Below are 20125 nucleotides of genomic sequence, written 5' to 3' on the forward strand. Positions count from 1 at the left end.
ATGGTAAAAAAAGTAGAAAAAGTTGAAGAATCAGAATTTGACGAAAAAGGCTTTAAAAAAGCACAAACGAAGTTGATCAAGGAATATAAAGTAAAAAAAGAAATTAAGTATGATAATTTAACAGATGAACTAGCAACACCATTCCATTTAGATGCTGATCGTATGGATAAATTACTTCAAAAAGTCGCAGATGCTGGTATTGCTGTTGTTGATGAAGAGGGAAACCCAAGTGAACATAGTTTAAAAGCAGCTGAAAAAGTTACAAAGAAAGCTTTAAAAGACACATCAGCACCAACTGGAATAAAAATTAATGACCCAGTTAGAATGTATTTGAAAGAAATTGGTCGTGTTAACCTTTTAAAAGCTGAAGAAGAAGTTGCTTTAGCATTAAAAATTGAAGAAGGCGACGAAGAAGCAAAACAAAAATTGGCAGAAGCTAATTTACGTTTAGTTGTTTCAATTGCTAAACGTTACGTTGGTCGTGGAATGCAATTTCTTGATTTAATTCAAGAGGGTAACATGGGATTAATGAAGGCTGTTGAGAAATTTGATTATCGTAAAGGATTTAAATTCTCAACATATGCGACATGGTGGATTAGACAAGCAATTACACGTGCTATTGCTGATCAAGCACGTACAATTAGAATTCCAGTTCATATGGTTGAAACAATTAATAAATTAATCAGAATTCAACGCCAATTATTACAAGAACTTGTTCGCGAACCAATTCCTGAAGAAATTGGTGCTGAAATGGATATGCCAGCTATGCCAGCCGAAAAAGTTCGTGAAATTTTAAAAATTGCTCAAGAACCTGTTTCATTAGAGACACCAATTGGTGAAGAAGATGATTCACATTTAGGTGATTTTATTGAAGATCAAGATGCAACTAGTCCAGCTGACCATGCGGCTTATGAACTCTTGAAGGAGCAACTAGAAAATGTTCTTGATACATTAACAGATCGTGAAGAAAATGTTCTGCGTTTAAGATTCGGTCTTGATGATGGTCGCACAAGAACACTTGAAGAAGTTGGTAAAGTGTTTGGAGTGACACGTGAACGTATTCGTCAAATTGAAGCTAAAGCATTACGTAAACTACGCCATCCATCTCGTTCAAAACAATTAAAAGATTTCTTAGAATAAAAAATTTAAGGACCATTATAAAACGAAACCTGTTTTATAATGGTCCTTTTTTAGTTATAATAAGAAAAGATAAGATACGAAAGAAGAGGATCAAGAAATGGATGCACGACATTTATCAGATCGATTAGTTCGAGTTGCAAAATTTGTACCAAAAAATGCACGATTGGCCGATATTGGATCGGATCATGCTTACTTACCTGCGTATTTAGCTATTAATAAAATTATTTCATATGCTGTTGCTGGAGAAGTAGCTAAAGGGCCTTATGAAAATGCCGTAACAGAAATTAATACAGAACGATTAGACCACATGATAATGCCAAGATTAGCTAATGGGTTAAAGGCAATTAAATTAGACGATAATATTGATACTATCACAATTGCCGGAATGGGTGGCCCTTTAATAAAGGATATATTTACTGCCGATTTAGAAAAATTAACGGGTGTCCGTCGTTTAATTATTCAACCTAATGTTGGACAAAAATTAATAAGAGAATGGTTAATGGATCATTCATATCAAATTATTGATGAAGATATTGTCGAAGACGACCATCATGTCTATGAAATTATTGTTGCTGAGAAAGTTAACACTAAAATGAGCTACTCGATATTAGATTTAAAGTATGGACCTAAATTAAGAATTGAGCAAAGCGATGTATTCAAAGCTAAATGGCACAAGCAAATGGAAAAAAAGCGTAAAGTTTTAAAAAATTTTGAGGCAGCAAATAAAGTTCCTATTGATAAAAAAAGGATATTAGAAGTTGATATCAAAGAAATTGAGGAGATGCTGGGATGACAAAAATTATTGATTTAGTCAATCAATTCGAAGTATTTGCTCCAAAAAGTATGGCTGAAATTGGTGATCCAGTAGGCCTACAATTAGGTGATATTAATAATACTGTTACTAAAGTAATGACAACTTTAGATGTTCGTCCAGAAGTTGTCCAAGAAGCAATTAATAAAAATGTAGATTTTATTTTCGCACATCATCCATTAATATTTAGACCGGCAAAAAATTTGGATACTACGAATCCTCAAAATAAAATGTATGCCGATTTATTGAGTCATAATATAACAGTGTATGCAGCTCATACTAATTTAGACAATGTTACAGGTGGGATGAATGATTGGTTAGCGAGTCGTTTAAAATTACAAGAAACAATCCCGTTAGTGCATACAAATAGTTCAGATTATGGAATGGGTCGAATCGGAAATTTAACTAGTCCTATGACTGTTATTGAATTTTCTGAATATTGTAAGAAGCAATTTAACATAAGTGGATTAAGACTGATTTCTAATGATTTGACGCAATCAATTAAGCGTGTTGCAGTTCTAGGTGGTGATGGTGGTAAATTTTATCATGAGGCAATTAAGCAGCAGGCGGATGTTTACGTAACAGGAGATGTCTACTACCACACGGCTCATGACATGTTAGCAGAAGGGTTGTCAGTTATTGATCCGGGCCATCATGTTGAAAGTATCTGTAAAGCACAATTGAAACGGTTATTTGGAGAATGGAATCTAGAAAATAATTGGCAAATTGAGATTATTGAATCAGATATTAATACAGATCCATTTCAGTTTATTTAATTTTAAAATTAGAGTATGATTAGAGATATTAAATAATAGATTAGGAGATACGCTATCATGACAAAATATGAAGAATTAATTCCACGTTTTATTAAGTATGTTAAAGTAGAAACTCGTTCTGATGAAAATTCAGGGGTAACTCCTTCAACGCAAACTCAAGTTGAATTTGCGAAAGAATTAAAGGAAGAACTTTTACAAATTGGATTAAAGGATGCACGTATTTCTAAAAAAAGTGGGTATGTTTTAGCAACATTACCAAGTAATTTAGAAGCTGGTAAAAACGTTAAAGCGGTTGGTTTTATTTCACATATGGATACAGCTGCATTTACAGCAGAGGGTGTTAACCCCCAATTCGTTGAAAATTATGATGGCGAATCTGATATTAATCTTGACGATGATGGTAAATTTAAACTAACTATTAAAGAATTTCCAAATTTAAAAAATTATAAAGGCAATACATTAATTACAACAGATGGTTCAACACTATTAGGATCAGATGATAAATCGGGAGTAGCTGAAATTATTACTGCTGTAGCTTATTTAGTTGCACATCCTGAAATTAAGCATGGTGACATTAAAGTTGGTATTGGACCTGATGAGGAAATTGGGGTAGGTGCTGATAAATTTGACGTAGCCGATTTTGGAGCTGATTTAGCTTACACTGTTGATGGTGGACCATTAGGTGAATTAGAATATGAAACATTTAATGCTGCTCAAGCAGTCGTTTCAATTCAAGGTAAGGAAGTTCATCCTGCAACTGCTAAAGGTGTTTTAATTAATGCAAGTAAGTTAGCAAATCAATTTGACTCATTATTACCACAAGATGAAGTACCTGAAAAAACTGAAGGCCGCGAAGGTTTTTACCATTTAATTTCAGTAGAAGGTACAGTTGATGAAGCAAAAATGGTATATATTATTCGTGATCATGATCGCCAAAAATTCGAAGATCGCAAAAAGTATATGATGGGTATTGCTGATAAAATGAATGCTGATTTTGATTCTGAACGTGTGACAATTGATATGGTAGATCAATATTACAATATGCGTGAAGTAATCGAGAAGGATATGACTGTTGTGACTGTTGCTAAAGAAGCTATGGAAAATTTAGCAATTAAACCGGATATCTATCCAGTACGTGGTGGGACAGATGGTTCAAAAATCTCATTCATGGGATTACCAACACCAAATATATTTGCTGGAGCAGAAAATATGCATGCGCGATTTGAATTTGTTTCAGTTGAAACAATGGAAAAAGCAACGGATGTTGTTCTAGAAATTATAAAATTAGTATCTGAAGAAACAAAATAGGTATTATTAAATAGTGTGGATGAGTTAAACTAGAGGACATATTGAGACCTTTCTTTCTCAAATTTTTCCTTATAGTCTTATAAAGCCAAAAAAAAGATAAACTAATTAGTTTATCTTTTTTTATTTATCTGATTTAGGATCTTTGAGAATGGCGTAGAGGCAATTTACGACAATTAAGCCGGTAACTGCAAAAATAATACCGATTAACAAAACTGGTGCAAACAATGTACCAGTTAGTGAGCTTACGATATAACCAATTACTTCACCAAAAATGAAGCCCCAAAAGAGAATTGTTAATTGTTTCATCATAGAACAGCACCTCACATTCAAAGCTAATTTTAGCACAAATAATTATTTTTGCAAAAGCTTTTTAGTGTCTATTGGGTATTGTTAAAAAGTTTTGTATAATAACATTAATAGATACGTGAAAAGGGGGATAAAATGTTTGTTCCGTTAAAAGTTAAAAGTTCATTCAGCTTATTACAAAGCACCACTAAAATTAATGATCTTGTTCAAAGTGCTAAAAGTAAAGGCTATAAAGCAATTGCCTTAACAGATAATAATACATTGTATGGTGCAATTGATTTTTATAATGCCTGTCAAAAAGCTGAAATTAAGCCAATTATCGGACTAACGTTAGATATCTCCGGTTTAATCGAAACAAACCATGAATATGAATTGACCTTTATTGCAAAAGATAAACAAGGTTATCAAAATTTAATGCAATTATCGACCTTAAAAATGACCTTAAATGATGATAAGTTAAACTTTAGTAGTTTAACTAACTATTTAGACGGTTTATTTATATTATCACCTAGTGAAAAAAGTGAATTTAGTTATTTAATTGAACAAAGTCAAATATCCGATGCAAAAGAATTATTAGCCAAATATCAAAGCTTAATAGGTTCAGAAAATATTCGAGTTGGCCTATCTCACTTAATGGATAAAATTACGGCACAATCAATTAAATCTTTAGCTCAAAATTTTGATATTCGTGTAATTGCGCTAGATGAAGTAGCTTATTTGGATGCTGAAAATCAGTTTGATATTGATGTGTTAAAGGCAATTAGTACTGGTGAAACGATTTTAATTAATAAAGTTGATGAACAAATTCAGGGAGAATATGCATTAAGAAATCCAAAAGAGATAACGGAGCAATATCAAGAATTGCTAATGGCAGATGCAATTCAAGAAACCCAAAATTTAGCAGATGAAACGTCTCTGGAATTAACATTCTCACAACCCAAACTACCTGAGTATCCATTACCTAATAATGAAACAGCACATAGTTATTTGAGAAGTATGTGTAATACTGGATTAAATGAGCGGTTTCCAAATGGTGTACCTAAGGAATATAAACAAAGATTAGAACTTGAGTTAAACGTTATTCAACAAATGGGATTTGAAGATTACTTTTTAATCGTTTGGGATATTATGAACTATGCTCATTCGCAAAATATTATAACTGGCCCAGGACGAGGGTCATCTGCTGGATCGATCACAGCCTACGTTTTAACGATTACGGATGTTGATCCAATTAAATATAATTTATTGTTTGAACGTTTTTTGAATTCAAAACGTGTTCAGATGCCGGATATTGATTTAGATATTCCAGATGATAAACGTGGACTAATCCTTAATTATTTACATCAAAAATATGGACATTATCACATGGCTCAAATTATTACATTTGGCACAATGGCAGCAAAACAGGCTTTGAGGGATGTTGGTCGAGTATTTGGTGTATCACCTTTTGAAATGAAAGGGTGGAGTGATTCAATTCCAAATGTTTTGAAAATTACGTTGACAGAGGCGCTAGCACAATCACAAAAATTACGTAATTTAGTTAATGATAGTTCCAAAAATAAAAATATTTTTACAATTGCGCAGCATATCGAAGGGATTCCAAGACACTACTCTACGCATGCAGCAGGGGTCGTATTGAGCCAAATTGATTTACGAGAAGTGGTTCCGTTACAAAATGGAAGTGAGGATATTCTTTTAACGCAGTATTCTAAAGATATAGTTGAAAATGTTGGTTTATTAAAAATCGATATTTTAGGTCTACGTAATTTAAATATTTTAGATCAAGCTGTAACACAGGTTAAAAAGAATTATCAAGCAGACTTCAATCCAGCATTCATTAATTTAGAAGATGAAAAAACATTAGCTCTTTTTAGATTAGGTGATACATCCGGTGTTTTCCAATTTGAATCTAATGGTATCAAAAATGTTTTAAAAAAATTACAACCAACATCTTTTGAAGATATCGCAGCTGTAAATGCGTTATATCGGCCGGGTCCGATGGAAAATATAGATACATTTATTGCACGAAAACATCATCTTGAAAAAATAACATTTCCGGACAATAGTTTAAAACAAATTCTTGAGTCAACCTATGGTGTATTAGTTTATCAGGAGCAGGTTATGCAGGTCGCATCAAAGATGGGTAATTTTACACTTGGTGAAGCTGATTTACTACGCCGAGCAATGAGTAAAAAGAAAAAAAAGACTATTGATGAAATGCGTACTCAGTTTATCAATGGGGCATATGATAATGGAATTCAAGAAGATGTAGCTAAAACAGTTTATAGTTATATTGAGCAGTTTGCTAATTATGGATTTAATCGTTCACATGCCGTTGCCTATAGTAAAATTGCTTTTCAATTAGCCTATATTAAAGCTAATTTTCCAGCTGCATTTTTTGAAGCTATTTTAAATTCCGTTGGTAATAATCCGCAAAAAATAAAAGAATACTTAGTGGAAGCAAAGCAATATCATGTAATAATTAAATTACCTGATATTAATATGAGCGAGGTAGGTTTTAGTTTAAGACAAAATATTGTTTTATTTGGATTAAATAGTATTAAAGGACTTAGAAAAGACTTTATTGAACATATCATTACATTACGGAAAAAAGAATTGTTCACAGATTTCCAATCCTTCCTGCATCGGATAGATAAAAAATATTTAAATGAGGAAAATATTTCAGCTTTAATATATTCTGGGTGTTTTGATCAATTTGAATATAATCGTGCTGAGTTGATTAGTGCTCTACCAGAATTAATTAGTAGTATTGATTTAAGTGGAAATAATACTAATTTATTTGAATTATTAACACCTAAGATAGCAAGACAATCAAACTTTCCATTAATGGTTCGATTAGAAAAAGAATCACAATATTTAGGTGCGTATCTTTCGGGACATCCGGTTGAGAAGTATCGGAAACAGCTAAATCAAAGCGATTTTAAAAAAATATCGGAAATATCTGATAAGACACATGTAACCATTTTAGTTAATCTTACGAGAGTAAAAGTTATTCGAACAAAGAAGGGTCAACAAATGGCCTTTGTAAATGGTTCGGATGAAACAAGTGAGATTGATTTGACAATATTTCCTGATTTATTTCGACAGAAAGAATCTTTACTTGAAAAAAATAAGGTCGTTGTCGTTTCGGGGGATGTTGAAACAAATAGAGGATTACAAATTATTGTTAAAAAAATAGAATTAGCAGATGATTATTTTAAACGAATAACTCAAAAAAAATGGTTTTTGAAGATTACTAAAGAAACAACAAATGAAAAAATAGAAAAATTAATGCAAACCATGAAAATAAGGTTAGGTCAAACACCGGTTATTTTGTACTATGAAAAAGACAATCGTAAAATTAGTTTAGATAGAACTTATTGGTTAAGGAACGACAAAGAAACACATACAGCGCTTACAAAAATATTAGGTTCTGAAAATGTCGTCATTAAGTAATTTATTCTTGAAAATACTGAAAATATTTTCACATTTAACAAGACAACTTTTCTGAAAAGTGTTAATATAGTGAGTGAAATATGTACTTAAATTACTTATTGAGGTGAAGAAATGAAACGCATTGGTATTTTAACAAGTGGTGGAGATGCGCCAGGTATGAACGCTTCAGTTCGTGCTGTTGCACGTCGTGTAATTGGTGAAGGATTAGAAGCATACGGTATTAATTATGGTTTTGCTGGTTTAGTTGCTGGCGATATTCATAAAATTGAATATGCTGACGTTGATGATGTTATTCAACGCGGTGGAACAATGTTATATTCAGCCCGTTATCCTGAATTTGCAACTGCTGAAGGACAATTAAAAGGTATCGAACAACTTAAAAAGTTCGGTATCGATGCTTTAGTTGTTATCGGTGGGGATGGTTCATACCATGGTGCTTTAGCACTCACAAAACGTGGATTTAACGCTGTTGGTATTCCAGGAACAATCGATAATGATATTCCTGATACAGATTTCACAGTTGGATTTGATACAGCTGTTAACACAGCTCTTGATGCAATTGATCGTATTCGCGATACTGCTCGTTCACATCAACGTACGTTTATCGTTGAAGTAATGGGTAGAAATGCTGGAGATATTGCTTTATGGTCCGGTATTGCTGGTGGTGCTGATGTTATTGTTATTCCTGAAAAAGGATATAACATGCAAGAAATTGCAGACAAGCTCAACAGTAACCGTGAACATGGTAAAGATTCAGGAATTATCGTATTAGCTGAAGGTGTTATGGGAGCTAGTGAATTTGCTGCTGAATTAGACACATATGGTAATTTTGAAACACGTGTGACTATTTTAGGCCATACACAACGTGGTGGCGTACCAACTGCCAAAGATCGTGTCTTAGCAAGTCGTTTTGGTGATTATGCTGTTCAACTTCTTATGGAAGGTAAAGGCGGATTAGCAATTGGTATTAAAGACAACAAATTAGTTGCTGAAGATATTGTTGCAACGCTTGAAGAACATAAACATCATACAGATTTGAGTCTTTTAGACTTAAATACACGACTTTCAACACCAAAATAATATAATACTGTTATTGTTATTTATAAATAATAAGTAAACTAAGAGGAGATCATAATCTAATGAAAAAAACTAAAATCGTAAGTACACTTGGTCCAGCCAGTTCAGATCTTGATACAATTGTTAAATTAATCGAAGCCGGTGCTAATGTTTTCCGTTTCAACTTTTCTCATGGTGACCATGAAGAACATTTAGGTCGTATGACATTAGTTCATGAAGCAGAAAAAATTACTGGTAAAATGGTTGGTATCATGCTTGATACTAAAGGTGCAGAAATCCGTACTACTGTTCAAAAAGAAGGTAAAATCAACTTTGAAATTAATGATATTGTTCGTATTTCAATGGATGATTCACTTGAAGGAACAAAAGAAAAGATTGCTGTTACTTACCCAGGTTTAATTGAAGATGTTCATGTTGGAGGCCACGTATTGTTTGATGATGGTCTTATCGATATGAGAATTGATGAAATTGATACAGCTGCTAACGAATTAGTAACAACTGTTATGAATTCTGGTCGTTTAGGTTCACGTAAAGGTGTTAACGCTCCTGGTGTATCAATTAACTTACCTGGTATTACTGAAAAAGATTCAGACGATATTCGTTTTGGTTTAGATCAAAACATTGATTTCATTGCTGCAAGTTTTGTACGTAAACCAGCTGATGTTTTAGATATCCGCGCTTTACTTGAAGAAAAAGGAATGGAACATGTTCAAATCTTCCCTAAGATTGAATCACAAGAAGGTATCGATAATATTGATGCTATTATGGAAGTTTCTGAAGGATTAATGATTGCCCGTGGCGATATGGGTGTTGAAATTCCTGCTGAAAATGTTCCTTTAGTTCAAAAAGACTTAATCAAAAAATGTAACGCTTTGGGCAAACCAGTTATTACTGCTACTCAAATGCTTGATTCAATGCAAGAAAACCCACGTCCTACACGTGCTGAAGCATCTGATGTTGCTAATGCCGTATTTGATGGAACAGATGCAACAATGCTTTCAGGTGAAAGTGCTAATGGTGACTACCCTGTAGAATCAGTTGCAACAATGGCTCGTATTGATGAAAAATCTGAAAATGCATTGCGTGCACATAGCTCATTTGCATTAAATGAATTTGACAAAAATGATGTTACTGAAACTATTGGTCGTGCTGTTGCTGAAACAGCTGATAGCTTAGGTATTAAAACTATCATCGCTGCTACAAAATCTGGTCAAACAGCACGTATGATTTCTAAATACCGTCCTGACTCAGATATTTTAGCTATTACTTTTGACGAACAAACTCGTCATGGTTTATCAGTTAACTGGGGTGTTCACCCAATCATTGCTGAAAAACCAGCATCAACAGATGCATTGTTTAGTTTAGCAACTGAAAAAGCTAAAGAATTAGGTTTCGCTAAAAAAGGTGACCTTATCTTAATCACTGCTGGTCTTCCAGTTGGTGAAAAAGGAACAACAAACAGTTTGAAAGTTCAATTAGTAGACTAATTATATTAAGGTTCAAGTACATGATGAACCTAAGTTAGTATATCGGTAAGACATTGGTGACGAAAAATGTTATTGGGTTAATCATGAATATAATTGACTAATTAAGATAATATTGATCAGGTTGTATCAATCCTTACTTGAATATTTTAAAATTGGAAAAGGGGCTGTGACATAAGTCCCTTCAATAAAGTTCAAAATAAGGCTCCGGAAATCATTTTTTGATTTCTGGAGCCTTATTTCTTTTTATTTAAAAAAATATAGAAAACAGAAGTATTATTTACCTCCTAAACTGGCTAATTTTTGGATATTTAATGCCATTACTATCAAACCTGCTTCCTTTTTAACCTTCTCAATCCCTCGCAATAGAAATTGATTGAACGGCAAAGAGGCCTTCATTCGACCAAAAACGGATTCTACATCAATTTTACGGTGCGCGTAAATTTGACCCGTTTCTGGTTCAGAAAGTCGTTCACATTGTTGTGCCTTAAAATATTCCCAAGATCCGTTAACTTGAATCTTACGACGTGCACCTCTAAGTGTTTTAGCCGCAGGAATAATTATCTGATTCTCATCTAGTAACTCTGCTTGATATTCTTTAAATTCACGAACTATTCCATATTTATCGGTTCTTTTCCGATACGCTTTAAAGTTAAATCGCACGCCGTGCGGATCAATATAGTAATCATTATTTTCATGATAATCCCAGTTCATAACTTTTCTATCATCAGTTCGCCATTTTTTGCTTTGTTCTCTAATCATGGTACCGTAAGGAATTATAGCAGTTTGATTTGGTAATTCATCTTCAATGAAACGATAGTTTGATTCTGATCCATATCCGGCATCGGCAACAATGTATTTATCTAATTTATTATGAGTACTTAACGTTTTAAGAAACGGTTGAAGTGTTCTAGTATCTGTTGGATTTTGAAATAATTGGTAGCCCAAAATAAATTGGTTACTGGTCGCAATTTGTAAGTTATAAGCTGGCTTAAGTTGACCATTTAACATTGGATCTTCTTTAATACGCATAAAAGTTGCATCATGATCAGTTTTAGAATAGCTATTTCGAGTACCGTATATTTTCATTTGTGCTTCATGTTCACTTAATTTATGTTGGCGTTTAGTTAATTGATTCTTCTTAGATTTTAGGGTTCTTCGAATTCTTTTAGCTGGATTGGGACTTATCTTCTTAGTTCTTGAAACTTCCTGGTCTAATGCTACTAATTTCTGATCAAGTCGATCGATAACTTCTTCAATCATTTCTAGTGTTAGATTGGAGCCTTCTGGGACTTTACAAGCAGCATGCGCTGTTTTTAATTCAACTAGTAGCTCTAAAATCGCTTCGCGATTCATTTGATCAAAACGTATTGTATTCTTTTTCCAAATAAAACTATATTTATTAGCATTAGCCAAAACCTTAGTACCATCAATAAAGATGGCATCACTAATCATATTTTGTTGTCGTAAATATTCGACTAAGGTATCTAAACTGCGATCAATTAAATCAGTTAATTCATTCGACGTTCTAAATCGGACAATAGTTCGGTAAGATGGCATTTGCTCTTGTGTTAACCAACGTGCCGATAAATTTTCTTGTGCTAGTAAGGCGACCCGACGACTACTAAAAACACCTCGAGTTATAGCAAAAAGATATAACTTCAATAAAGCTGAAAGATTATATTCACGGGGGCGACCAAAAAGATAAGGTTCTTTTATTTCTAATTTTTCGATTAGCGTATTGATATAACACGCAGTGTTATTCTTTTCTGGTATATAGTCAGTTGAGATGGCTAAACAAGTCTGATTTATGTTATAATAATTTTGCATTTTTAAGTCCTTTCGAGGATTAAATTAAGGAGCATTGGGGGTCGAAGGCCAGTGTTCCTTTTTATTTTTCTAATTAGATAATATATTAAAAAGTAGTAAAAAGAAACAAGTCTCCCGAAATCAAAAAAGATTTCGGGAGACTTGTTTAATATCATATTGAAGAGACTTATGTCACAGCCCCTTTTTTATTACACAATATTTCTATTCAATTGGCTATTAAGCCTAATATCAGGTAAAATGTGAGTATGTAATTTTAAAATATGAATAAAGAAATATAAAATAATATTTTTTTGAATGGGAGAAATAAATGAGTTCAATAATGGGACAAGTTGTTACCGCAATGGTAACTGATGAGAATGATACAGAATTTTTAGTACAAAAAGATAGTATAACAATGCATTTATTGAAAGATGAAAAAAACAGTCAATTAGCGAACGGTTCGATGGTTACAGGCTTTGTGTATGAGAACGAAGATCATGATTTGAGTTTATCAACAATAATTCCTAGAGCTGGCATTGATCAATATGCATTCGGAGACGTTGTAAAAGTTAGAAGAGATTTAGGTGTCTTCGTTGACATTGGTTTACCAGACAAAGATGTAGCAGTTTCACTAGATGATTTACCAGAAATGAAATCACTTTGGCCAAAAGCTGGTGATCGATTAATGGTTGGACTTAAAATTGATGCCAAAGATCGTATTTGGGGTGATGTTGCGGACGAAGAAATGTTTCGATCAATTGCTAAGAAACCTGATGACTCATTAAAAAATAAAAATATGAAATTTACAGTTATTCGCTTAAAAATGATTGGAACTTTTGTAATTACTGATGATGATTATCTTGGATTTATCCATCCATCTGAAAGATTTAATGAACCTAGATTAGGTCAAGTATTAGAAGGACGTGTAATTGGAATTAGAACTGACGGTACAATTAATCTATCTATCAAACCACGTGCCTATGAAGCAATTAGTGATGATGCAGCAATGTTGATTGCTGCATTAAGTCATAATGATGAAAAAACATTACCTTTTACTGATAAAAGTAATCCAGAAGACATTAAAGAATATTTTGGTATCAGCAAAGGTCAATTTAAGAGAGCTGTTGGACATCTGCTAAAAGAGCGTTATGTTAAACAAGAAGATGGTAATCTTATTTTAATAAAAATGCCTGAGGAATTTGAAACTAATAATGATGAATTAATTAACGAAACAGATGATTAATAGAAAACTATTTTAGTAGGTAAGAGATAATAAATAAAATTATTTGAAAATATAATTTATTAGTTCAACGTTAAATTAATATATCGGTAACAAACAAGTATATTAGTTATTTTTAAATATATGAATTGTCTCATGAATGCCGTGCGTGTAGAGGAGAACAATAATGCTTATTAAGTATAAGAATGATTATGAAAAAATTGCGATGGGCTTGTTGTCATTTATACCTGACTTGAAGGATGTTACTAGAATTAATTTAGCAATTAAAGGTTATCAAGATACAGAAAATCGAGATTTGTATCTTTGGAAAAATGAGGCAGGTAATTTTACTGGTATAGTTGGTATTGAAAATGATGGCAACGTTGTCGTAGTTCGGGCAATATCATTGAGTCCAGATGAAAGACATAAAAAAGTTAGTTTTTTGATTCTGAACGCTGTATTATCGCTATATCCTGATAAAAAAATCATGGGTACAATTGATACTACAAAATTAATTGAAAAATGGGAAATGCAAAAAAATGAGTCAAAAATTTAAATCTATTAGTCAGGTAACATTAAAATTAACCTCTTTTGAAGGACCACTTGATTTGTTACTGCATTTAATCAAAGATTCTGAGATGGATATTTATGATATTCAAATTTCAGAAATAACAGAGCAATATTTAACTATTATTAAAGATACTACGAATATGTCATTAGATGTGATTGGTCAATATTTAGTGATGGCTTCAACGTTGATGAAAATTAAGAGTCAAATGTTATTACCGGCAGAATTTTCCAATGTAGAGGAAACTCAAACTGATCCAAGGGCAAGTCTAGTCGAACAATTAATTGAATATCAAATTTTTAAAGAGGCGGCTGGAGAGTTGAGCGTCAGGGAAAATAAACGTGCGAATTATTTTTCTAAGGAACAAAGTAGTATTCCTAAAAATAGATTTGATAAACCTCAACTTGATATACCTGGCCTGGATTTAGAAACACTTGAGAATGCTTTTAAAAGAGTTTTAATAAAGCAAATAAATCATCAACCAATTGAGAAAAAAATTAATGTGCAACTAGCATCACTCTCTGATAAAATATCAGAAATAAAAAAAATCATTCTAAATTCAAATAAGAGTTTAATATTTAGTGATTTTTTTGAAATAACAACAACGGTTGATGAAATTGTTGTTACTTTTCTGGCAATATTAGAACTTTCAAAATTAAACCAAATTAAATTGAAACAAGCAAATAGCCATGAAATGATTCAGATTTTAAAAATTGAACCATAGATTATTGTATTAAGGAGGTACGAAGGTGAGTCATTTAGCAAATATTGAAGGACTTTTATTTGTGAGTGGGGATCAAGGAATATCTCTAGCAGAATTATCTAGATTAACTGGATTATTGAAATCAGCAGTTAAAGAACAACTTGAAAAATTATCATTAAAGTATAAAAATGATATAAATTCTAGCTTGGAGCTAATTCAATATAATGATTGTTATCAATTAGTAACAAAAGAGAAATTAGCAGATTTAATTAAAGATTATTTTGAAAATCCTAATTCAAGAAGACTTTCTAATGCAGCACTGGAAACGCTAGCTATCATTGCTTATAAACAACCAGTGACACGACTTGTAATTGATGATATCCGAGGAGTTCAAAGTTCAGGATCACTGCAAAAATTGATTGCTTTAGATCTAATTCGTGAAAATGGACGTCTTGATGTACCAGGAAGACCTATTATATATGTAACAACGACGCAATTTTTAAATTATTTTGGATTAACTGAACTAAAAGAACTTCCAGTGATTAGTGAAAATCAAGATTTTGATGGAGAAATAGGTAAACTTTTTTTAAATAATTTTAACGAAAAATTACAAGAAAATGAGGAATAATATGGCAGAGGCAGAAAGATTACAAAAAGTTATGGCGCAATCAGGTGTTGCGTCACGAAGACAATCCGAAAAAATGATTTCAGAAGGTCATGTTAAGGTGAATGGTAAGGTTGCAAGTGAGTTGGGTATTAAGGTCACAAGTGAAGATAAAATTGAAGTTGATGGTATTCGTTTAAATGAAGAACCATTAGTCTATTATTTATTCTACAAACCAAGAGGAGTTATTTCGGCTGTTAAGGATAATAAAGATCGTAAGGTTGTTACGGATTATTTTCCAGGTGTAAGGGAAAGAATTTATCCAGTCGGTCGATTAGATTATGATACTTCTGGATTATTATTAATGACAAATGATGGTGAGTTAGCCAACAAAATGACTCATCCAAAGTATAAGATTGACAAAACTTACGTCGCTAAAGTGAATGGTATTCCATCTAATGATGATTTAAAAACGTTACGTCAAGGAATTGTAATTGATGGTAAGAAAACGGCTCCTGCTCATTCAAAAATTATTTCAGCAGATAAAAATAAGCAAAAAGCAATTGTTTCATTAACAATTCATGAAGGCCGAAATCATCAAGTTAAAAATATGTTGGCAGAGGTCGGACATCCAGTGGAAAAATTAAAACGTGAAACTTATGGATTCTTAGATTTATATGGATTAACTTCGAGTCAATACCGTGAGTTATCTGAAGAAGAAGTTCATGCATTGAAAAGTATCGCCGAGCGTAAATAATTGTAACTTATTTTATCCTATGTTATATTTTGTAGCGTAATAAAATATTTGGTTCGTCTTCAGGGGCAGGGTGTAATTCCCGACCGGCGGTTATAGTCCGCGACCCACATTGTATATGTGGCTGGACTGGTGTAATTCCAGTACCGACAGTTAAAGTCTGGATAAAGAAGATAGGGCTTATTTGAGTAAGTAATTTCAAATGAACTCTGTTAATCTTTAGTGATTAATGGCGTTCATTTTTATTTACTTGAAAGGTTCTTCATTGAAGATGGCCTTCCAGGAGGTTTTCTAGTATGAATCGGTCACCAGTTTATAAAGTTGTGATTACAGCGTTCTTAGCTGCAATCTCATACGTATTAATGTTTTTATCTTTCCCAGTAATTTTTCCGTATTTAAAAATTGATTTTAGTGATTTACCAATTTTAATTGGATTTTTTATTTTGGGACCAATGAGCGGTGTGATGGTTGCCGTCGTTCGTTCATTGCTGTATCTAGTTTCAACTGGAACAGATATTGCCAGCTTGATAGGTGTTGGAAGTAATTTCTTAGCATCAATGGCGGTATCATTTCCAGCATATTATCTTCTCAAAGGTAAAGGAAACCTTAAGCCAACACTTGGAAAGAGTATTTTGGCAGTTTTAGTGAGTACCTTTGTACTAACTGCTGTATTATCTATTGCAAATTATTTTGTAATTCTACCAGTGTACTTGAATGTTATCGGTATGAATATCGGAATGTCAGTATCCAAGTACGTTATTGTTGGTATTGTTCCTTTTAATATTATAAAAGGAATTCTGGTCGTTGGGTTATTTAGTCTTTTATATCAGAGAATGTATGGTTGGGTTCAGTTAAATAATAAAAAATATAAACAACTATAGTATAATTAATGAGGGAGAATTCTTAAGTGATTCTTCCTCATTTTATTTTATAAGGATGGTATTTTATGGTTGAAGATTATCTCTTACAAATGTTTAATGTCGAATATCGGCGACCTAATGTAATATTTAGCATTATTACAGGTCGGAATACTGTTTCCAATATATATTGGGGAATGCGTTATGATTTGCTAGATTATTTTAGTATTGATCCTCAATTTACAAATGAAATATATCAAAAAATACTTTCTAAGTTGAAACAAAATAAATTACTCACTGAATCTAATGGGCAAGTTCGGTTAACGCAAAATGGTTTAATTCGACAAAAAAAAGCGAAAAGCGATTTATATCAAATTAAGCACCCTAAATTAATAAATCAATATAAATTTAATGAATGGTCAGAAACTTGTATTTTAGCTATACAAGTTGTATCTGAACTTAGCTTTGTTAATCGTCATTATTATCCTGTCGTAACATCCGAATTAACTAAATTTAATATCAAAAAATGGATTTCTAATAATGACAAAACAATACTAACAAAACAAGTTAATTTAGAATTACGATTGTTCGTGCAAAAAATTGATACAAATTCTAGTTTAATATTTATGAACAAATTAATTGGTCATAATCTTAATGGATTGACCAATAAACAGTTAGCAAATGAGTTGAATCTATCAGAAATGGAGATTCAATTAATATACAGAGATACAATAAATTTTTTTGCTAGTTGGATTGAGGAGCAAAAACAAAGTGTGTTCAAAGAATTAGTTCAGTCAATTCTAAAAACAGGAATTATTTCTGAAAGTGCAAAGGAAACGATGAGATTAATTACTATGGGCCTATCTGTTAATGATGTGGCTAAAAGTAGAGGATTGAAGACTAGTACAATTTTTGAACATTTACTTGAATTAGCAATGATTAGTGAAAAATTTCCATTTGATACTTTTTTAACAAAAAAAATAGTTAATGATTTATCTGAAATTATGGGGAGAGATATTGATCAAGTACCTTTTAAAATAATACAAAATAAGAAACCTGATATAAATTTTTTCGATTATCGTTTGTATCAAATTTATAGGAGTAAAATAGATGTCCAAAATTAATTTAAAAGAAAAATTGATGGAATACTTTGGATTCGATTCATTTATGATAGGCCAAGAAGAAACCATAGAAACTATCTTATCTGGTCAAGACACGTTATCAGTACTACCTACAGGGACTGGGAAATCATTGTGTTATCAGTTAGCTGGCTATCTTATGAATGGTACGACAGTTATCGTTTCACCGTTGTTATCTTTAATTCAAGATCAAGTTAGTCAATTTAATTTTCGTGGTAATGGGACAGCTATTGGATTAACATCAATATTGAGTTATTCTGAAAAAAAATATGTGTTAAAAAATATACAATCTTATAAATTTGTTTATTTATCTCCTGAAATGCTAAGTCAATTTGAAGTGATAAATGCCCTTAAACAAATAGATGTATCACTATTTGTTGTAGATGAGGCACATTGTATCTCCACTTGGGGACCAGATTTTAGGCCTGATTATTTGGATTTGAATAATGCAATTGTGAAACTTGGTACACCTTGCGTTTTGGCGTTGACAGCCACAGCTGCACTAAATATTCAGAATGATATTATGACACAATTAAAAACAGAAGGTCGAGATTTTCATAAAATCATTAAATCGGTTAATAGAAGTAATATTTTTTTAAGTGTCTTAAAAGTGCATGATGAATCTGATAAAAATAAGCAATTATTAAATTTATTGAATAAAATCAAGGGTGTTGGAATCGTTTATTTCTCGAGCAAGAAAAAGGCAAATGAGGTCTCAGATTTAATAAATAATAACACTGGATTAAGGTCTGAACCGTACCATGCTGACTTGAATGATATGGCAAGGTATACGGTACAAAGACAATTTATGGAAAATCAAATAGATGTTATATGTGCAACAAGCGCTTTTGGTATGGGTATTAATAAGAAAGATATTAGATACGTTATCCATTATCATATGCCCGCTGATTTTGAAAGCTACGTACAAGAATTTGGCCGATCTGGACGAGATGGCCAGCAGAGTATCGCAATTGTTTTTTCTCAAGAAAATGATGTGTTTCTACAAAGAAACTTAATTGATTTAACCATTCCAGATGATGATTTTATTAGGATGTATTTTAAAAAACATAAGGAATTAGTTGGTCTTGGAGAAGAAAAAGGTAAACTGTTAGATTATTACTATGAGAAACAAAGCTCAGTTGAAGAGGTGCAGTTCCTTTTTAGACAAAGGAAAATTGAAAAAGAAACTGGATTACAAAATATGATAATGTTTGTTAATTCAAGTAATTGTCGAAAGCAACAAATTTTAAACCATTTTGGAGAATCGAAATTAATAGAACATGATGAATTCTGTTGCTCAGCGTTATTTAATGTGGATGTACTTCAAAAGATTGGATTAGAAAAAAAGATAATCAAAAATGATGACAAGCAGTTAATTCAATCAACAGATAATATTATTTCAAGATTGTTTAAATTATCTTGAGAATAATTTGGATTATTATGGTAAAATAATGATAATTGTTTTTAGGAGGATTGAAAAATGAGTGATAAAAAAGATAATTCAGAAAAAAAGCCTTGGGAAAAATCATTCGAAGACGATAGAGACGATAATGGAAATTATTCTCGATCAGCGAATAGACGTAAAAGTAAAAATAGTTCATTATTAACTACGGGGTTATTAGTTGTTTTTGTAGCTATTATTATTGGAACGATTGCTTTTTATATTGTTGAAAGTAACAAAGTATACCAACCAGAAGATAGAACCACAAGCGAGAGTTCAGTAAGTAAAAAAATAGTTACCAAAACTGATGATTCTGATAGTTCTAGCTCAAGTGCTAAGAAAAGCTCTGAATCAAAAGAAAAAGCTAGTTCTGAATCGAAAGAAAAAGCATCAAAAGAAAAAGCTAGCTCTGAATCAAAAGAGAAAGCTAGTTCTAGCACTAATTCAAGCTCTAGCTCAGCGTCTAGTGAATCAACCAGCTCTGATAGTTCATCAAGTGCATCTTCAAAGTCATATGTAACTGTCGAAGCAGGACAAGGCATATATCGTGTTGCAGCAAACAATGGGTTAACTACAGAACAACTTCTACAAATGAATCCAGGGTTGACTACTTCTATTAGTGCAGGACAAAAAATAAGAGTTAAATAATATACATATGGGATTGATATCTAAT

16 protein-coding genes, 2 pseudogenes and 1 riboswitch are annotated in these 20125 nt (G+C 32.2%); of the genes and pseudogenes, 16 read left to right on the forward strand and 2 right to left on the reverse strand.

Features of this window, described 5'->3' with window-relative positions; all coding sequences use genetic code 11:
• The 4 genes from rpoD to pepT all read left to right on the forward strand — a co-directional run bounded on the left by rpoD (nt 1) and on the right by pepT (nt 4035).
• Nucleotides 1-1140: an RNA polymerase sigma factor RpoD gene (gene rpoD, locus AC1RPY_RS02190; protein ID WP_409022492.1), complete on the forward strand. Its 1140-nt coding sequence runs from the start codon at nt 1-3 to the stop codon at nt 1138-1140.
• Nucleotides 1141-1237: 97 nt separating this feature from the next.
• The gene (locus AC1RPY_RS02195) at nt 1238-1933 is read left to right on the forward strand and encodes a tRNA (adenine(22)-N(1))-methyltransferase (protein WP_481761356.1); all 696 of its coding nucleotides are present in this window, start codon (nt 1238-1240) and stop codon (nt 1931-1933) included.
• On the forward strand, nt 1930-2727 hold the full coding sequence (locus AC1RPY_RS02200) for a Nif3-like dinuclear metal center hexameric protein (protein WP_481761355.1): 798 nt from the start codon (nt 1930-1932) through the stop codon (nt 2725-2727). The genes AC1RPY_RS02195 and AC1RPY_RS02200 overlap by 4 nt, the downstream gene beginning before the upstream one ends.
• Before the next feature lie 57 nt (nt 2728-2784).
• Nucleotides 2785-4035 (forward strand): peptidase T, encoded by a 1251-nt coding sequence (gene pepT / locus AC1RPY_RS02205; protein ID WP_481761354.1) that lies wholly within the window; start codon nt 2785-2787, stop codon nt 4033-4035.
• Between the two features lie 120 nt (nt 4036-4155).
• Here the strand turns inward: pepT and AC1RPY_RS02210 are convergent, their stop codons facing one another.
• Nucleotides 4156-4344 (reverse strand): YjzD family protein, encoded by a 189-nt coding sequence (locus AC1RPY_RS02210; protein WP_409022496.1) that lies wholly within the window; start codon nt 4342-4344, stop codon nt 4156-4158.
• A 132-nt stretch (nt 4345-4476) separates the two neighbouring features.
• Between AC1RPY_RS02210 and dnaE the strand changes: the two genes are divergently transcribed.
• The 3 genes and pseudogenes from dnaE to pyk form a co-directional block, all read left to right on the forward strand.
• Nucleotides 4477-7797: a DNA polymerase III subunit alpha gene (gene dnaE, locus AC1RPY_RS02215; protein ID WP_481761353.1), complete on the forward strand. Its 3321-nt coding sequence runs from the start codon at nt 4477-4479 to the stop codon at nt 7795-7797.
• Nucleotides 7798-7908: 111 nt separating this feature from the next.
• Nucleotides 7909-8877 (forward strand): 6-phosphofructokinase, encoded by a 969-nt coding sequence (gene pfkA / locus AC1RPY_RS02220; RefSeq protein ID WP_481761352.1) that lies wholly within the window; start codon nt 7909-7911, stop codon nt 8875-8877.
• Between the two features lie 59 nt (nt 8878-8936).
• Nucleotides 8937-10355, forward strand: a pseudogene (pyk, locus tag AC1RPY_RS02225) (pyruvate kinase); the annotation flags it as partial.
• Nucleotides 10356-10643: 288 nt separating this feature from the next.
• Here the strand turns inward: pyk and AC1RPY_RS02230 are convergent.
• Nucleotides 10644-12188 (reverse strand): annotated as a pseudogene (locus AC1RPY_RS02230) (IS1182 family transposase); the annotation flags it as partial.
• Between the two features lie 307 nt (nt 12189-12495).
• On the opposite strand from AC1RPY_RS02230, the gene AC1RPY_RS02235 reads away from it, so the two are divergent.
• The 9 genes from AC1RPY_RS02235 (at nt 12496) to AC1RPY_RS02275 (ending at nt 20100) form a co-directional block, all read left to right on the forward strand.
• Complete coding sequence (locus AC1RPY_RS02235) at nt 12496-13410, forward strand: CvfB family protein (protein ID WP_481761351.1); 915 nt, start codon at nt 12496-12498, stop codon at nt 13408-13410.
• A 163-nt stretch (nt 13411-13573) separates the two neighbouring features.
• Nucleotides 13574-13942 carry an N-acetyltransferase gene (locus AC1RPY_RS02240; protein WP_481761350.1) on the forward strand — a complete coding sequence of 123 codons (369 nt, stop codon included), beginning with the start codon at nt 13574-13576 and terminating at the stop codon, nt 13940-13942.
• Nucleotides 13926-14678 (forward strand): segregation and condensation protein A, encoded by a 753-nt coding sequence (locus AC1RPY_RS02245; protein WP_481761349.1) that lies wholly within the window; start codon nt 13926-13928, stop codon nt 14676-14678. The genes AC1RPY_RS02240 and AC1RPY_RS02245 overlap by 17 nt, the downstream gene beginning before the upstream one ends.
• A 25-nt stretch (nt 14679-14703) precedes the next feature.
• Nucleotides 14704-15285 (forward strand): SMC-Scp complex subunit ScpB, encoded by a 582-nt coding sequence (gene scpB, locus AC1RPY_RS02250; protein ID WP_481761348.1) that lies wholly within the window; start codon nt 14704-14706, stop codon nt 15283-15285.
• A 1-nt stretch (nt 15286) separates the two neighbouring features.
• Complete coding sequence (locus AC1RPY_RS02255; RefSeq protein ID WP_409022503.1) at nt 15287-16018, forward strand: pseudouridine synthase; 732 nt, start codon at nt 15287-15289, stop codon at nt 16016-16018.
• 51 nt (nt 16019-16069) lie between these two features.
• Nucleotides 16070-16194: riboswitch (FMN riboswitch) on the forward strand.
• A 117-nt stretch (nt 16195-16311) separates the two neighbouring features.
• Nucleotides 16312-16896 carry an ECF transporter S component gene (locus AC1RPY_RS02260; RefSeq protein ID WP_409022504.1) on the forward strand — a complete coding sequence of 195 codons (585 nt, stop codon included), beginning with the start codon at nt 16312-16314 and terminating at the stop codon, nt 16894-16896.
• Nucleotides 16897-16961: 65 nt separating this feature from the next.
• The gene (locus AC1RPY_RS02265) at nt 16962-17996 is read left to right on the forward strand and encodes a helix-turn-helix domain-containing protein (RefSeq protein WP_481761347.1); all 1035 of its coding nucleotides are present in this window, start codon (nt 16962-16964) and stop codon (nt 17994-17996) included.
• Nucleotides 17983-19434, forward strand: a complete 1452-nt coding sequence (locus tag AC1RPY_RS02270) for a RecQ family ATP-dependent DNA helicase (protein WP_481761346.1) — start codon at nt 17983-17985, stop codon at nt 19432-19434. The genes AC1RPY_RS02265 and AC1RPY_RS02270 overlap by 14 nt, the downstream gene beginning before the upstream one ends.
• 57 nt (nt 19435-19491) lie before the next feature.
• Entirely contained in the window at nt 19492-20100 is a 609-nt protein-coding gene (locus AC1RPY_RS02275) for a LysM peptidoglycan-binding domain-containing protein (protein WP_481761345.1), read from the forward strand.
• Nucleotides 20101-20125: the final 25 nt, after the last annotated feature.

The organism is Dellaglioa sp. CoH-56-MRSF-12 (assembly GCF_056782075.1).